At 74.1% G+C, this 15,293-nt stretch carries 14 protein-coding genes; 9 read left to right on the top strand and 5 right to left on the bottom strand.

The features are described 5' to 3' along the window. Nucleotides 1–68: 68 nt before the first annotated feature. A complete protein-coding gene (locus BSL84_RS05175; protein WP_199816160.1) occupies nucleotides 69–860 on the top strand; it encodes a spermidine synthase in 792 nt (263 codons plus the stop codon). On the opposite strand, the gene BSL84_RS05170 is transcribed toward BSL84_RS05175, so the two are convergent. Together BSL84_RS05170 and BSL84_RS05165 are read right to left on the bottom strand one after the other, a co-directional pair. Then, complete coding sequence (locus tag BSL84_RS05170) at nucleotides 847–2,184, bottom strand: MFS transporter (RefSeq protein ID WP_030030945.1); 1,338 nt, start codon at nucleotides 2,182–2,184, stop codon at nucleotides 847–849. The genes BSL84_RS05175 and BSL84_RS05170 overlap by 14 nt on opposite strands. A gap of 77 nt (nucleotides 2,185–2,261) precedes the next feature. Further along, complete coding sequence (locus BSL84_RS05165; protein ID WP_030030944.1) at nucleotides 2,262–3,302, bottom strand: hypothetical protein; 1,041 nt, start codon at nucleotides 3,300–3,302, stop codon at nucleotides 2,262–2,264. Nucleotides 3,303–3,398: 96 nt separating this feature from the next. Between BSL84_RS05165 and BSL84_RS05160 the strand changes: the two genes are divergently transcribed. The 4 genes from BSL84_RS05160 to BSL84_RS05145 all read left to right on the top strand — a co-directional run bounded on the left by BSL84_RS05160 (nucleotide 3,399) and on the right by BSL84_RS05145 (nucleotide 7,800). Further along, nucleotides 3,399–3,851 (top strand): DUF4442 domain-containing protein, encoded by a 453-nt coding sequence (locus BSL84_RS05160; protein WP_199838701.1) that lies wholly within the window; start codon nucleotides 3,399–3,401, stop codon nucleotides 3,849–3,851. A 368-nt stretch (nucleotides 3,852–4,219) separates the two neighbouring features. Further along, complete coding sequence (locus BSL84_RS05155; protein ID WP_030035316.1) at nucleotides 4,220–4,420, top strand: hypothetical protein; 201 nt, start codon at nucleotides 4,220–4,222, stop codon at nucleotides 4,418–4,420. A gap of 115 nt (nucleotides 4,421–4,535) precedes the next feature. Beyond that, complete coding sequence (locus tag BSL84_RS05150) at nucleotides 4,536–7,070, top strand: glycoside hydrolase family 3 C-terminal domain-containing protein (protein WP_075969907.1); 2,535 nt, start codon at nucleotides 4,536–4,538, stop codon at nucleotides 7,068–7,070. Between the two features lie 58 nt (nucleotides 7,071–7,128). Beyond that, a complete protein-coding gene (locus BSL84_RS05145) occupies nucleotides 7,129–7,800 on the top strand; it encodes a DedA family protein (protein WP_030029099.1) in 672 nt (223 codons plus the stop codon). Between the two features lie 89 nt (nucleotides 7,801–7,889). Here the strand turns inward: BSL84_RS05145 and BSL84_RS05140 are convergent, their stop codons facing one another. Then, nucleotides 7,890–8,429, bottom strand: a complete 540-nt coding sequence (locus BSL84_RS05140; RefSeq protein ID WP_045322171.1) for a gamma carbonic anhydrase family protein — start codon at nucleotides 8,427–8,429, stop codon at nucleotides 7,890–7,892. A 138-nt stretch (nucleotides 8,430–8,567) separates the two neighbouring features. Here BSL84_RS05140 and BSL84_RS05135 point away from each other — a divergent pair, with 138 nt between their 5' ends. Next, entirely contained in the window at nucleotides 8,568–9,416 is an 849-nt protein-coding gene (locus BSL84_RS05135; protein ID WP_078848981.1) for an acyltransferase, read from the top strand. A gap of 31 nt (nucleotides 9,417–9,447) precedes the next feature. Here the strand turns inward: BSL84_RS05135 and BSL84_RS05130 are convergent, their stop codons facing one another. Next, entirely contained in the window at nucleotides 9,448–9,852 is a 405-nt protein-coding gene (locus BSL84_RS05130) for a CoA-binding protein (protein ID WP_030029102.1), read from the bottom strand. A 111-nt stretch (nucleotides 9,853–9,963) separates the two neighbouring features. On the opposite strand from BSL84_RS05130, the gene BSL84_RS05125 reads away from it, so the two are divergent. The 3 genes from BSL84_RS05125 to BSL84_RS05115 all read left to right on the top strand — a co-directional run bounded on the left by BSL84_RS05125 (nucleotide 9,964) and on the right by BSL84_RS05115 (nucleotide 14,852). Then, entirely contained in the window at nucleotides 9,964–10,590 is a 627-nt protein-coding gene (locus BSL84_RS05125; protein WP_045322169.1) for a YigZ family protein, read from the top strand. An 84-nt stretch (nucleotides 10,591–10,674) separates the two neighbouring features. Then, nucleotides 10,675–11,844 (top strand): exonuclease SbcCD subunit D, encoded by a 1,170-nt coding sequence (locus BSL84_RS05120; protein WP_075969906.1) that lies wholly within the window; start codon nucleotides 10,675–10,677, stop codon nucleotides 11,842–11,844. After that, the gene (locus BSL84_RS05115) at nucleotides 11,841–14,852 is read left to right on the top strand and encodes an AAA family ATPase (protein WP_075969905.1); all 3,012 of its coding nucleotides are present in this window, start codon (nucleotides 11,841–11,843) and stop codon (nucleotides 14,850–14,852) included. Before BSL84_RS05120 ends, BSL84_RS05115 begins: the two co-directional genes overlap by 4 nt. Here the strand turns inward: BSL84_RS05115 and BSL84_RS05110 are convergent. After that, entirely contained in the window at nucleotides 14,842–15,288 is a 447-nt protein-coding gene (locus tag BSL84_RS05110; RefSeq protein ID WP_030033303.1) for an Lrp/AsnC family transcriptional regulator, read from the bottom strand. The two genes, BSL84_RS05115 and BSL84_RS05110, sit on opposite strands and share 11 nt — an antisense overlap. Nucleotides 15,289–15,293: the final 5 nt, after the last annotated feature.

Raw genomic sequence — 15,293 nt, 5'->3', positions numbered from 1 at the left:
ACAATGGGGCGGTGAGCGACGAACGGATCCCGGTGATACGGGACGTGGTACAGGGCACCGCCAAGCTGATGCCGGACATCGACGGGGAACGGGCCTGGCTGCTCACCGTCGACGGCGCCCCGCAGTCCCATGTGGACCTGGACGATCCGCAGCACCTGGAGTTCGAGTATGTACGCCGCCTCGCGCACGTCCTGGACTGCGCGGCGGACCCGGGGCTGCCCCTGGACCTCGTGCACCTGGGCGGAGGCGCGCTCACCCTGCCCCGCTACGCCGCGGCCACCCGGCCCGGGTCCCGGCAGGCGGTGGTCGAGTTCGACGCCGGCCTGGTGGAGCTGGTCACGGGGCACCTGCCGCTGCCGGAGGGATCGGGGATCACCCTGCACACCGCCGACGCCCGGGCCTGGCTGGAGGCCGCGCCCGCGGAGAGCGCGGACGTGGTGGTGGCCGACGTGTTCGGCGGCTCCCGGGTGCCGGCGCAGCTGACCTCGCTGGAGTACGCGCGGGAGGCCGCACGGGTGCTGCGGCCCGGCGGGCTGTACGCGGCGAACCTGGCGGACGGGGCGCCGTTCGACTTCCTGCGGAGCCAACTGGCCAACTTCGCCGCGCTCTTCGCGGAGCTCGCGCTCGTCGCCGAGCCGTCGGTGCTCCGCGGACGGCGCTTCGGCAACGCCGTGCTGCTGGCCTCCGACACCCCGCTGGACGTGGTGGCCCTGGCCCGGCGGTGCGCGTCCGACGCCTTTCCCGCCCGGGTCGAGTACGGCGACGGCCTGGCCCGCCTGGTCAGAGGTGCGGCAGTCGTCTCCGACGCGGACGCCGCTCCCTCGCCCGCTCCGCCGGAGGGCGCCTTCAGCCTGGGGTGAGGCTGGACGCCGAGGTCGAGGACGCGGGCGCGTCCTTGTCGGAGATCGGGCCGCCGCCCTTGTGGACGGACGGCTTGCGCGTCATCCGGCGCACGTCCGGGACCAGCAGGACGAGAGCGGTGACCAGGACCACCAGGCTCGCGCAGCCCCACAGGGCCTCGGTGCGGCCGAAGGCGGACTCGACCGGGCCGGCCAGGGCCGTGGCCAGCGGGAGCATCGAGACCGAGCCGAACCAGTCGTAGGCGGAGACCCGGGAGAACTTCTCCTCCGGGATCTCCTGGTGCATGGTCGTCATCCAGTTCACGCCGAAGACCTCGATCGCGGCCCCGCTGACGAACATCACCGCGCACAGGCCCCACACCGGCAGGGGTACCGCCAGACCCGCCGACGGCAGCGCCAGCGGGAACACGCACAGAGTGCCGACGAGCAGCAGCCGCCGCGGTTTCCACACCATCATCAGCACGGCGCCGGCGATGGTGCCGATGCCGAACAGTGCCAGGGCCAGGCCCCAGGGCGCCGGTCCGCCCAGCCGGTCCCGGGCGACCAGCGGACCGTAGACTGCCTCCGCGGCTCCGACGACGGCGACGACGACGGAGAACTGGAGCACGATGCTCCACAGCCAGGGCCGGGTGTGGAACTCCACCCAGCCTTCGCGCAGGTCGGCCAGCAGCCCGCCGCCCTTGGCCCGGTCCGGCGCACGGCTGACGTCGAGGAAGGCGCGCAGCGCCCCGGCGATCGCGAACGCCGCGGCGTCGACGGCCAGCACCCAGCCCGGGCCCATCGCGGCGATCATCGCCCCGCCGAGGGCGGCTCCGCCGATGCCGGCGCCGTTCATGGCCATGCGGAAGAGGGCGAAGGCGCGGTTGGCGTGCTCGCCGGAGACGGTGGACAGCAGCATGCCCTCGGCGGCGGGGTTGAAGAAGGCCGTACCGGTGCCGCACAGGGCGGTCAGCAGCATCATCTGCCACAGCTGCGGGTCGCCGGTGAGGACGAGCAGCGCGAACAGCCCCTGCGAGACGCAGTTCAGGGCGTTGGCGGCGACCATCACGCGATGGCGCGGCAGCCGGTCGGCGACGGCGCCGCCGACGAGCAGGAAGACGACGAGCGGCAGGGTGCGGGCGGCCGCGACCAGGCCCACGTCACCACCGGAGCCGCCGGCCTCCAGGACCGCGAAGGCGGAGGCGATGAGCGCCCCGTGGCTGCCGAGGTTGGTGACCACCGCGGCACCCGTGAGCAGGGTGTAGTTGCGGCCGGCCCACTCAGGCCGGCTGCGGGTGCGGCGGGGCTCGGGCGTACGGCGCGGGGCGTCGGAGGGAGAACTCACCCCCGGACTATCCCCGCCCCGGGCCGAGAATCCAAACGGATTCCCGACGCCGGGGCGGGGACGGGTTCAGCCGGAGATCATCCGGTGCTGAGCCGGATGGAGCTGAGGATCTTGTCGGTGATCTCGGTCGGGACCTCTTCCTTCACGCCGGCCGCGGTGACCAGCGCGAAGCTGGCGAAGTCACCGACGGCGTTCTTGAAGGCGAAGCCGACCGCCTTGCCGTCGGTGGAGCACTTGTGCTCCTTCTTCACGTTCGGCGCGGTGGCGACCACCATGTGGCCCTTGATCCCGGAGGAGGTCGTGAACTCCTTGGGCTCGGTCACCTTGACCGTCCCCTTCGGCTCCTTCTGCGCGAAGCCCGCCCACACCCACGTGCCGGTGTTGTCGGTCGCCGCCTGGGCGGTGTCCTTGGCGCCCTGGGCTCCCTTGACGCCGGCGTCCGCGATCGAGAACTTCTCAAGGTTGCCGTCGGCGTCCTTGTCGACCGTGCACCACTCCTGCTTGAGGGTGGCGGTGCCGGACATCGTGATGACCGGCTTGCCGTCGTTCTTGACTTCGTCGTCGTAGAAGAGCGAGACGCCGGGGTCGTTGACGTTCCACTCCGGGGGGACGTCGTAGGCGACGTTGTACTTCGTGTTGGTGACGACCTTCCAGCCCGGGATGACGGGCTGCATGGCGCCGCCGGCCCGCGGGTTCGGGCTGCTGCCGGCCGGGGCGGGCGTCTCGGGGGCCGGGGAGGTCGCGGCCGGCGGCTTGCCGTTGGCCTCGGTGCCCTTGTCGTCCCGGGTCAGGACGTACGCGCCGGTCGCGGCGGCCGCCACGACGACCGCGGCGGCCGCGACGATGGCCACGGTCTTGGTCGAGTAGGGGCTGCTGCCGGACGCCTGGGGTGCCTGCGGCGGCTGGGGCTGGGCCCAGGGCTGGCCCGGAACCGTCGGCGGCTGCTGGTACCCCGGTTGCTGCTGGTAGCCGGGCTGCTGCTGCGGGTATCCGTAACCGGGCTGCTGCTGGTACGGATTCGGCTGCGCCGGCTGTCCCGGCGGCTGCGCGTACGGGTTCTGATGCGCGTCCTGGGGGTTCTGATCGCCCCCGGGCGGCTGCTGCTGTCCTGGCCACATGGCCGGTAACGATAGTGGGAGCCACCGACAGGAGCCACGGCCGCCCCCCGGAGAGCTCTGGCCAACCATCTCTACTCGCGGGTAACATCGCGGTCCATGAGCGCAGACCAGATGAACGTGGGCGAACTGCTCGCCGCGACCGTGCCGATGGCCCGGACCCTGAACCTCGAATTCCTGGAGACCACCCCCGAGCGCGCGGTCGTCCGGCTCCCCGACCAGCCCGACTACCACAACCACGTCGGCGGCCCGCACGCCGGCGCCATGTTCACCCTCGCCGAGTCCGCGAGCGGCGCCATCGTCCTGGCCGCCTTCGGCGACCAGCTCTCCCGGGCCGTACCCCTCGCCGTGAAGGCCGAGATCGGCTACAAGAAGCTCGCCAAGGGCGTCGTCACCGCCACCGCCACGCTCGGCCGCCCGGCCGCGGAGGTCGTCGCCGAACTCGACGCCGGCGGCCGCCCCGAGTTCCCCGTCACCATCGCCATCCAGCGCGAGGACGAGGCCGTCACCGGCGAAATGACCGTCATCTGGACCCTCCGCCCGAACGCCTGACGCCCGCCCCGCCTTTTGGGCTCGGTTCGCCTCGGGGGCGAAGCCTTTTGCCGGCTCGTGAGGGCGCCCCTTCGGCTCACTCGCCGCCTCTTGCTGGGGGCTCGGTTCGCCTCCGGGGCGCCTTTTGCCGGCTCGTGAGGGCGTGCGTGCTCGTAAACCGCTCGTTCCCCTTTTTTCGCGGGCTCGGTTCGCCTCCGGGGCGCCTTTTGCCAGCTCGTGAGGGCGTGCGTGTTCGTAAACCGCTCGTTCCTCGCGGTTTCCTCCGCGCGCTCGCCCTCACTCCCCGGCGCGCCCCTTCGGCTCACTCGCCCCTGAACCCCGGCGGTCACCGGACTAGAGTCCTGCCACGACAACGGAGGGGGTACCCCATGGCCAAGGTCAGCATCAGCCTCGACGCCGAACTCGTGGTGGAGGTGATGGTGCTCGCCGGAGTCGGCTCGCCGCAGGACGCGGTCGAGGCCGTCGTACGGGACTACATCGCGCGCGGACACCGCACCGAGGCGCGCATCCAGAGCCAGGACGAGCCCCGGCGCACCACCGACAGCCTGCCGCCACTGCCGGAGGGCTGAACCTGGGCGCCCGCGGTGGCGCGTCTCGACCGGGCCCGCGGACACCCGGAGCACAGTGGCCCGGGAGCGGTCCGGTGCGGGCCGCTCCCGCCGACCCGTGCCGCAGGGAGCCAGCATGAGCGAGGACGTGTCCAGGCGTTCGGCGATGCGGCTGTTCGCAACGGCGGGCGGGATGGCCGCGGCCCTCGGCGCCGGCGGCTGCGCCCCGGCCCTGCCACCGCCCGGCGCGGGCCCGGCCGTACCCGCCGCCGGCGCCGCGGGCCCACCCGCCCGCAGCGGCACCGGGACCGGCACGGGCGGCGCCGCCCGGATCGACGCCCTGCTGGAGCAGCTCACCCTGGAAGAGAAGACCGCCCTGCTGCACGGCGCCCCCGACCCGGCCCCCGCCGGCCACGCCGGCCATGTGCCCGGCGTACCGCGCCTGGGCATCCCCGCCCTGCGCTTCACCGACGGGTCCGCCGGCGTACGGGTCTCGCGGCCGGCCACCGCACTTCCCGCGCCGGTGCTACTCGCCTCGGCCTTCGACCCGTCGCTGGCCCGCGAGTACGGGCAGGTCATCGGCCGCGAAGGCCGGGCCCTCGGCCAGGACGTCGTGCTGGCCCCCATGGCCAACCTCATCCGAACCCCTCACGCCGGCCGGAACTTCGAGACCTTCTCCGAGGACCCGCGGCTGACCGCCGACCTGGTCGGCGAGGTGGTACGGGGGATCCAGGACGAGGGCCTCATCGCCGCCGTCAAGCACTTCGCCCTCAACAACCAGGAACGCGGCCGCGACACCGTCGACGTGTCCGTCGGCGAGCAGACCCTGCGCGAGACGGAGCTGCGCGGCTTCGAGGCAGCCGTGGCCGCCGGCGCCGGCGCCGTGCTGGGCTCCTCCAACAAGGTCAACGGAATCCACGCCTGCGAAAGCGGACCCCTGCTCGACGAACTCCTCCGCAGAAGCTGGGGGTTCGACGGCTGGGTGGTCTCCGACTGGGGCGCGGCCCACAGCACCGTCGCCGCCATCCGCGCCGGCCTCGACATGGAGATGCCCGCCGGAACCCACTTCGGCGGGCCGCTGCGCGAGGCGGTGCGCGGCGGTTCCGTGACGGAGGCGGCCGTCGACCAGGCCGTGCACCGGATCCTCTCCACCATGGACCGTTTCGGACTGCTGGCCGCCCGGCAGCCCGCCCGGCCCCCGCGCGACGCCGCGGCCGGCGCCAGGGTCGCCCGCAAGGTGGCCACGGCCGGTGCGGTGCTGCTGCGCAACGAGCACGGCACCCTGCCGCTGACCGGACCCGCGGCCCGCTCCATCGCGGTCATCGGTCCGACCGCCCAGGTGCCGTTCGTCGGCGGCGGGGGCAGCTCGCAGGTCGTCCCCGACGGCGCGGACGCCCCGCTCACCGCCATCCGCCGCAGGGCCGGGAACGGCTCGACCGTGCGCCACGCCCTCGGCGAGGACCTGTACGGGCGGCCGCTCCCGGCGAAGCTGCTGACCCCCGCCGCCGATCTGGAGCACCGCGAGGTCGGGCCCGGCCGCGTCTGGACCCACGAAGGCACCTTCCACCTCGCGGCCGACGACGAGTGGACCCTGCTGGTGCACTACACCGGCGAGCGGCCCGGCGTACGCCTCGACGGGGAGGAGCTGTTCCCCGTCGAGGCGGGCGTGGCCGAGCACTACGCGGGCGGACTGCTCGGCACCGCACCCGACGGGATGGCCGTGCGCCGCCGGACCCTCGCCCTCAAGGCGGGCACCCACCGGCTCGCCGTCACCGCCTCCGGCGGGGACAAGGGCCAGCGGCTGCGCCTGCGGCACACCACGGGGGCGATCCGGGCCGCGGACCTCGCCGAGGCGGTGCACACGGCGAAGGCCGCCCGCAGCGTGGTCCTGTTCGCCTACGAGGACTCCACCGAGGGCCGGGACCGGACCTCGCTGGCGCTCCCCGGCGGGCAGGAACGGCTGATCGAGGCGGTCACCGCCGCCAACCCGCGTACGACGGTCGTGCTCAACACCCCCTCCGCCACGACCATGCCGTGGCTCTCGCGTACCGGAGCGGTCCTCCAGATGTACTACCCGGGGCAGGAGGGCGCCGGGGCCACCGCCGACGTCCTCTTCGGCGACGTCGACCCCGGCGGCCGCCTCACCCAGACCTTTCCGGCCGACGGGCGGACGACGCCGGTCGGGGCGGACCCCGCGCGCTACCCGGGGGTGGGCGGCCGGCAGGAGTACTCCGAGGGTGTGCACGTCGGCCACCGCTGGTACGACGCCGAGCGGGCGACACCGCTCTTCCCCTTCGGGCACGGCCTGTCGTACACGACGTGGCGGTACGAGAAGCTTTCGGTCCGCGCGTGGCACGGCGGGCTGCGCGTGGAGTTCACCGTCCGCAACACCGGCCGGCGCAAGGGCACGGACGTCGCCCAGGTGTACGTGGGGCCGTCCGAGGAGCTCCGGCTCGACCAGCCGGTGCGCGCCCTCGCCGGCTACCGGCGGATCACCCTGCCGCCCGGCGCGGCGCAGCGCGTCACGATCGACGTCGACGCCCGTGCGCTGTCCTCGTGGGACCCGGAGCGCCACACCTGGGTACTGGGCTCCGGCCGCCGCGAGGTCTTCGCGGGGCGTTCCTCGCGCGAACTGCCTCTGAGGTCAAAGGCCGCTCCGGCGAGCCGATAGGCTGCCCGTTCGGCGTGTCACAGGGGGCGCGCCGGGGACGACTCGGAAGGACGCACCGGTGCACATCCAGGAATGGCTGGAGACGATTCCGGCGGTCAGCATCTATCTCCTGGTGGGCCTGGTCATCGGCCTGGAGAGCCTTGGCATCCCGCTGCCGGGCGAGATCATCCTGGTGAGCTCGGCACTGCTGGCCTCGCAGCACGGGGAGATCGACCCCGTCGTCCTGGGGCTGTGCGCGATCACCGGCGCGATCGTGGGCGACTCGATCGGCTACGCCATCGGACGCCGGGGCGGCAAGCCGCTGCTGGAGCGGCTGGGCCGGCGCTTCCCCAAGCACTTCGGTCCCCAGCAGGTCGCACTGGCGGAGCGCTCCTTCGAGAAGTGGGGCATGTGGGCCGTCTTCTTCGGCCGGTTCGTGGCGCTGCTGCGGATCTTCGCGGGGCCCCTCGCGGGCGTGCTGCACATGCCGTACTGGCGGTTCCTCGTCGCCAACGTCCTCGGCGGAATCCTCTGGGCGGGCGGAACCACCGCCGTCATCTACTCGGTCGGCATCGTCGCGGAGCCCTGGCTGAAGCGGTTCTCCTGGCTGGCCCTGGGTCTCGCGGTGGTGTTCGGGATCGTCGTGACGCTGGTGGTGCGCAGCCGGATGAAGAAGGCGGCGGAGGCCGTCGGCGCGGCCGGCGGGGGGATCCCCGCGCAGCCGGCGGCCCACGCCACGGTCGGTGAGTGACGGGGCCGGAGCGGACGGCGCCGGAGCGGACGGCGCCGGGCGGCCCACGCCGCCCGCACGCTCCTGGCCGCCGGGACCGGCGCCGGGAATCAGGGCGTGACCGAGGCGCGGTGCTGCTTCGCCAGCTCCGCGTACATCTGGGCGTTGACCCTGATGCCCTCGCGCTCCTCGTCGGTGAGCTCGCGCCGGACCTTCGCGGGGACGCCCGCGACCAGTGAGCCGGGCGGGACCACCATGCCCTGCGGGACCAGCGCCTGCGCGGCCACGAGGGAACCGGCGCCGATCACCGCGCCGTTCAGGACGGTGGCGCCCATGCCGATGAGGCAGTCGTCCTCGACGGTGCAGCCGTGCACGACGGCGTTGTGGCCGATGGAGACGCGCTCGCCGACGGACAGGGGGAAGCCGGGGTCGACGTGGAGCGTGCAGTTGTCCTGCACGTTGCTGTCGGCGCCGAGCGTGATCGGCCCGCAGTCGGCGCGCAGCACCGCCGAGTACCAGACGCTCGCGCCGGCGGCGACGGTGACCTCACCGACCACGACCGAGGTGGGCGCGGTGAACGCGGTGGGGTCGATGTCCGGGTGCTTGCCACCGACACCCGCAACGAGTGCCTGGGCCGTCTGATGCGTCATGTTCGCTTCCCTCTGGTCGGTCGTCCGGTTGCCGCGCCAACAGCACGGTAGGCCACGCCGCCCGCCGTTCCGGCGATGGGGTGAAGATCACAGGGCCGTGGTCCGGACGGCCGCCGCCGGGCGCACTACCGTGGCCGGGTGCCCAAGAAAAAGAACACGTTCTCATCCGTGGCGGTCCTGCGCCGCCGGCTGGCGAGCCGTGTGGTCCACACCGGCTGGCGCTGGATGCAGCAGGCCGGCGCGGTGACCGCGCAGGCCCCGGGCCGGCTGCGCTTCGGCGCGATCGGGGACGGCACCCGGCTCGCCTTCCCGCAGGGCACGGTCTTCGGCGAGCGGTGGATCCGGCTCGGCGGGCACTGCATCATCGGCGAGCAGGTCACCCTCACCGCCGGGATGATGCCGGGCCTCGACCTCGGCGCGGAGCCGATGCTGGTGCTCGGGGACGGGGTCGTCATCGGGCGGGACAGCCACGTCATCGCCGACGCCCGCATCGAGATCGGCTCGAACACCTTCTGCGGACCCGGTGTCTACATCACGTCCACCAACCACAGCTACGACGACCCGCACGAGCCCATCGGCCGGCAGTGGCCGCGCAGCGCCCCGGTGGAGATCGGCCCCGGATGCTGGCTCGGCACGGGCGCGGTGATCCTGCCGGGGGCGCGGCTGGGCCGCAACGTGGTGGTGGCCGCGGGTTCCGTCGTGCGGGGCGAGGTCCCCGACCATGCCGTGGTGGCGGGGGCGCCGGCGCGCATCGTACGGCGCTGGACCCCGGAGACGGGGTGGCAGCCGCCGCTGCGGACCCCGGCGCCCGTGCCGATCCCGGACGGCATGACGCCGGAGCAGCTGCGGGGGCTGGCCGCGCTCACGGAGGCCGAGCCGGCCGAGGTCGAACGGGCAGGGGCCCCACTCGTGCAGGCCGACCTGGTGGAGCCCGACCTGGTGAAGGCCGGGCTCGCGGAGGCCGGCCGCGCCGAGGCCGACAAGTAGCCCCCAGCCCCACCTCGGGGCCGGGCCGCCGCTACAGCGCGGGGATCTCGATCGCCGGGCAGCGGTCCATGACCATTGCCAGCCCGGCCTCACGGGTCCGCTCGTAGGCGGCCTCGTCGACCACGCCGAGCTGGAACCAGACCGCCTCGGCGCCGACGGCGACCGCCTGGTCGGCGACCGCCCCGGCCAGGTGGCTGTTCACGAAGACGTCCACCACGTCCACCTTGAACGGGATCGCCTCCAGCGAGGTGTACCCAGGCTCCCCGTGCACGGTCTCGGCCTTGGGATGTACGGGGACCACGCGCTTGCCGAACCGCTGGAGCACGCGGGCCACGCCGTAGGCGGCCCGGTCCCTGTTGTTCGACAGGCCCACCACGGCCCAGGTGTCACCGAGCTCGGTGAGGATCTTGCGGATGGTTGCCGGATCGCCGTACACGCGCCGCCTCCTGATGATGCTTCGTTCCGTCGTCTGCCGCTTACGCTCAGCCGCGTCAACCGAAACACCCCGCGCCGGATTCCCCTCGCGGACGCGGACTAGGGTGGAGCGGTGAAGGCAGACCAGTACGTGACGGTGGCCCGTGAGGGCGCGCACGAGTCGGAGATCAACCGCTCGCGCTTCCTGTGTTCCCTCGCGCCCGCCGCGACCGAGCAGGAGGCGCAGGACTTCGTCGCGCGCATCCGCAAGGAGCACCCCACCGCCACGCACAACTGCTACGCCTACGTCATCGGCGCCGACGCCGCCGTCCAGAAGGCCAGCGACGACGGGGAGCCCGGAGGCACCGCCGGGGTGCCCATGCTGCAGATGCTCATGCGCCGGGACGTCCGCTACGCCGTGGCCGTCGTCACCCGCTACTACGGCGGCGTGAAGCTCGGCGCCGGAGGGCTGATCCGCGCCTACGGCGGAGTCGTCGGCGAGGCCCTCGACGAACTCGGAACCGTCACCCGGCGGCGCTACCGCCTGGCCACCGTCACCGTCGACCACCAGCGGGCCGGCAAGACGCAGAACGACCTGCGCTCCACCGGCCGCACCGTGGTGGACCTGCGTTACGGGGCCGCCGTGGAGATCGAGGTCGCCCTACCCGAGGCGGACCTGCCCGCCTTCGAGGCCTGGCTGGCCGACAGCACGGCCGGTACGGCCCGGCTCACCCTGGGCGGTGAGACGTACGCGCCCTGAGCGCCCCCGGGGACGGGTTAGCGTAGTGGGGTCCAGCGACCGGAGACGACCAGGGGGAGACGGCATGCGCGGCGGGGCCGGCCAGTGAAGTTCCTGCACACCTCCGACTGGCACCTCGGCCGGGCCTTCCACCGGGTGAACCTGCTCGGCGCCCAGGCGGCCTTCGTGGACCACCTCGTCGAGACGGTCCGCACCCACGAGGTCGACGCCGTCCTCGTCGCCGGCGACGTCTACGACCGCGCCGTGCCCCCGCTGCCGGCGGTCGAGCTGTACGACCGGGCCCTGCACCGGCTCGCCGACCTCGGCGTGCCCACCGTCATGATCTCCGGCAACCACGACTCCGCGCGCCGCCTCGGGGTCGGCGCCGGGCTGATCGGCCGCGCCGGGATCCACCTGCGGACCGACCCGGCCGGCTGCGCCGATCCGGTCGTGCTCGCCGACGCCCACGGCGACGTGGCCCTCTACGGGCTGCCGTACCTGGAGCCGGCCCTGGTCAAGGACCAGTTCAGCACGCCGAAGGTCAGCCACGAGGCGGTCCTGGGCGCGGCCATGGACCGGATCCGGGCCGACCTCGCCACCCGCCCGCACGGCACCCGCTCCGTGGTCCTGGCACACGCCTTCGTCACCGGCGGGCAGGCCAGCGACAGCGAGCGCGACATCAGCGTCGGCGGCGTCGAAGCCGTGCCGGCCTCCGTCTTCGACGGGGTGGACTACGCCGCCCTCGGCCACCTCCACGGCTGCCAGACGATCAACGAACGGGTCCGCTACTCAGGTTCCCCGCTGGCCTACTCCTTCTCCGAAGCCGACCACCGCAAGACCATGTGGCTGATCGAACTCGGCCCAGCGGGAGAGATCAGCCGCGCCGAGCGCGTCGACACCCCCGTACCGCGCCCCCTCGCGAGGCTGCGCGGACGGATCGACGACCTCCTCGACGACCCCGCGTACGCCGTGCACGAGGACTCCTGGGTGGAGGCCACCCTCACCGACCCGGTCCGCCCCGACGACCCCATGGCCCGCCTCGCCGCACGCTTCCCGCACACCCTCACCCTCACCTTCGACCCCGAGGGCCGCCGCGAGGAGACCGGCGCCTCCTACGCACAGCGCCTGCGCGGCCGCACCGACCAGCAGATCGCCGAGGACTTCGTCGCCCACGTACGCGGCGGAGGCCTCCCCGACGAAGCCGAACGGGCCGTCCTGCAAGGCGCCTTCGACGACGTACGCGCCGACGACAGCTGCCGGGAGAACCGCCGATGAGGCTGCACAGGCTGGCCGTCACCGCCTTCGGACCGTTCGCCGAGCCCCAGGAGATCGACTTCGACGCCCTGTCCGGCGCCGGGATCTTCCTGCTGCACGGCCCCACGGGAGCCGGGAAGACCTCCGTACTCGACGCCGTCTGCTACGCCCTCTACGGATCGGTGCCCGGCCCCCGCCAGGCCCCCGGCACCAGCCTGCGCAGCGACCACGCCACCGCCGGCACCCCCACCGAGGTCACCCTCGAACTCACCGCGGGCGGCCGCCGCCTGGAGATCACCCGCCGTCCCGAACAGGAGCGTCCGAAGAAGCGCGGCACGGGCACCACCAAGGACAAGGCCCAGAGCTTCCTGCGCGAGCACACCGGCGAGGGCTGGGAGGCCCTCAGCCGCTCCCACCAGGAGATCGGCGAGGAGATCGAGCAGCTGCTCGGCATGAGCCGTGAGCAGTTCTGCCAGGTCGTGCTGCTGCCGCAGGGGGAGTTCGCGCGGTTCCTGCGCGCCGACGAGGCGGCCCGCGGCCGACTCCTCGGCCGGCTCTTCGACACCCGCCGCTTCGCCGCCGTCGAGGCGCTGCTCGGGGAACGCCGCCGGGCAGCGGAGGCCAGGGTCCGGGCCGGCGACGAGAAGGTGCTCCACACCGCCCAGCGGCTCGCCCAGGCCGCCGGGGACAGCCCCGACCTGCGGGCCTGGCCGCTCCCCGGACACCAGCCGGGAGACCCGGGGCTGGCGCAGGCGGTCCGCGCCTGGGCGGCCGTCGCCCGCTGCTCCGCCCGCGAACGGCTCGACGTCGCCGAGTACGCGCTCGCCGCCGTCGAGAGCCGGCACGCCGCCGCCCGCCGGGCCGCCGAGGACGCGAGGGAACTCGACCGGCTCCAGCGCCGGCACGCCGAGACCGTCCGCAGGGCCGCCCTGCTCGCCAAGGCGGAGCCGGAACGCGCCCGGGTACGCGACCTCCTGGACGGGGCCCGGCGCGGAGCGCTGGTGGCCCCCGCCCTGGAGCTGCGCGGCGCGGCCTCCGCGGCGCACCTCGCCGCCGCGCACGCCGAGGCGGCGGCGCGGGCGGAACTGCCGCCCCCGCTGCGGGAGGCGGGCACCGAACAGCTGGCCGCCGTCGAGCAGCAGCTGCGCGAGGAACTCGGCGCGCTCGGCGCCGCCCACCGCGTCGAGCAGCGCAGCGCCGACATCGGCCGCGAACGGGCCGACCTGGAACGGGAGTCCCGGGCCGCCGAGGAGCAGCACCAGGAGGCCGCCGAGTGGCTGGGGCGCTGGGAGGAGACCCGTACCGCCCTCCAGGAGCGGGTGGACGCCGCCCAGCAGGCCGCCACCCTGGCCGAGCAGCTCGCGGGTCGGCTGGAACCGGCCAGGATGAACCTGAACGCCGCCCGCAGGCGGGACGAGTTCGCCGCCGACGCCGAACGCGCCGAGGGCGAACTGCTCGACCTGCGCGAGGAGTCGGCCGGCGCGCGTGAACGCTGGCTGGAGCTCAAGGAGGCCCGGCTGCGCGGCATCGCCGCCGAACTCGCCGAAGCCCTGGTGGCCGGAGAGGCCTGCGGCGTCTGCGGATCCGCGGAACACCCGGCTCCGGCCCGCCCCGCCCCCGGCCATGTGGACCGGGCCGCCGAGGACGCCGCCCACGCCGTCTTCGAACAGGCGGAGGAGGCCCGGGCCGCCGTCGAACGCCGGCTCGCCGCCGCCCGGGAGGCCCGCGCCGAGGCCGCGGCCGCCGCGGGCGAGTCCACCACCGCCGAACTACTGTCCCTGACCGCCGACCTGACCACCCGGCACGCCGCCGCCCACGCCGCCGCCGCCGGCCTGCACGCCGCCCGTGAACAGCTGGCCCGGGCCGAGCGGGAACACGCCGCGCGCAGCGCCGACCGGCTCGAAGCCGAGACCAGGGCCGCTGCCAGGGCCTCCCGCCGCGAGGCCCTGGAGCGTGAACAGGCCTCCCTGGAGGCCGAACTCACCTTGGTGCGGCGGGGCGCGCCCACCGTCGCGGCCCGCGCCCGGATCCTGGAGGACCGGGTCAGGACGGTCGCCGGGGCCGCCGTCTGCCTGCGCCGCGCGGAGACGGCCGCCGCCCGCCTGAAGGAGGCCGACGCCCAGCTCGCCGACGCCGCCTTCAAGGCCGGTTTCGACACCGTCGAGGCCGCCGCAGGCGCCGTCCTCCCCGAGTACGAACGCACCGCGCTCCAGCACCGTGCGGACGCCTGGCAGGCTGAGGAGGCCCTGCTGGCGGACCGCCTCGGCGAGACCGACGCCGCCGAGGCCGCTGCACTGCCCCCTGCCGCGCCCGAAGCCGCAGAGGCCTACGCGGCCCGGGCCGCGGCGAAGCTCCGTACGGCAGGCTCCGCCTGTGACGCGGCCCGGGTCCGCTGCGCCGAACTGGACCGGCTCTCCCGGCAGATGGAGCAGGAACTGCGCGCGCTCGGCCCGCTGCGCGAGGCCTACGACCGGGTGGCCCGGCTGGCCGCACTGACCGCCGGCACCTCCGCCGACAACGAGCGCAAGATGCGCCTGGAGGCCTACGTACTGGCAGCCCGGCTGGAGCAGGTGGCCGCCGCCGCGACCGTACGGCTGCTGCGCATGTCCGGCGGCCGCTACACCCTGGTGCACTCCGACGCGAGGGCGGGCGGGCGGGGGCGCTCCGGCCTCGGTCTGCACGTGGTCGACGCGTGGACGGGCGTCGAGCGGGACACCGCGACCCTGTCGGGCGGCGAGACCTTCTTCGCCTCGCTCGCCCTCGCGCTGGGCCTCGCCGACGTGGTCACCGACGAGGCGGGCGGTACGCGCCTGGACACCCTCTTCATCGACGAGGGTTTCGGCAGCCTCGACGACCAGGCGCTGGACGAGGTCCTCGACGTCCTGGACTCGCTGCGTGAGCGGGACCGGAGCGTCGGCATCGTCAGCCACGTCGCCGACCTGCGGACCCGCGTCCAGGCCCAGCTGGAGATCGTCAAGCAGCGCGGCGGCTCCGTCGTGCGCCACCGCACGGCGGCCGTCACGGACTGAGCGGGCGGCGGGGCAGCGGCGAGGAGTAGACGATGCTCGTCGTCACCGGGCCGAGCCCCGCGATCCGGCCGGTGACCTCCTCCAGGTGTCCCATCGAGCGCGTGGCGACCTTCAGGACGAAGCAGTCGTCGCCCGTGACGTGATGCGCCTCCAGGATCTCCGGGGTGGCCTCCAGGAAGTCGTGGAACGGCTTGTAGTTGCCGTGCGGATAGCGCAGCCGCACCAGGGCGAGGATCGACTTGCCGAGCTTGTCCGGGTCGACGACGGCCGTGTAGCCGGTGATGATCCCCGCCTCCTCCAGCCTGCGCACGCGCTCGGTGACGGCGCTCGCGGACATGGAGACGGAGCGGGCGAGGTCGGTGAAGCTGGCGCGGCCGTCCCGCTGGAGGGCGCCGAGGATCCGCCAGTCGGTGGCATCAGGGGAATAATCGGTCATGCGGC

The sequence above is a fragment of the Streptomyces sp. TN58 genome (assembly GCF_001941845.1).
Taxonomy (GTDB): Bacteria; Actinomycetota; Actinomycetes; order Streptomycetales; family Streptomycetaceae; genus Streptomyces.
The sequence above is the reverse complement of the archived record's forward strand: the minus strand, read 5'-3'. Positions and strand labels throughout refer to the sequence as shown.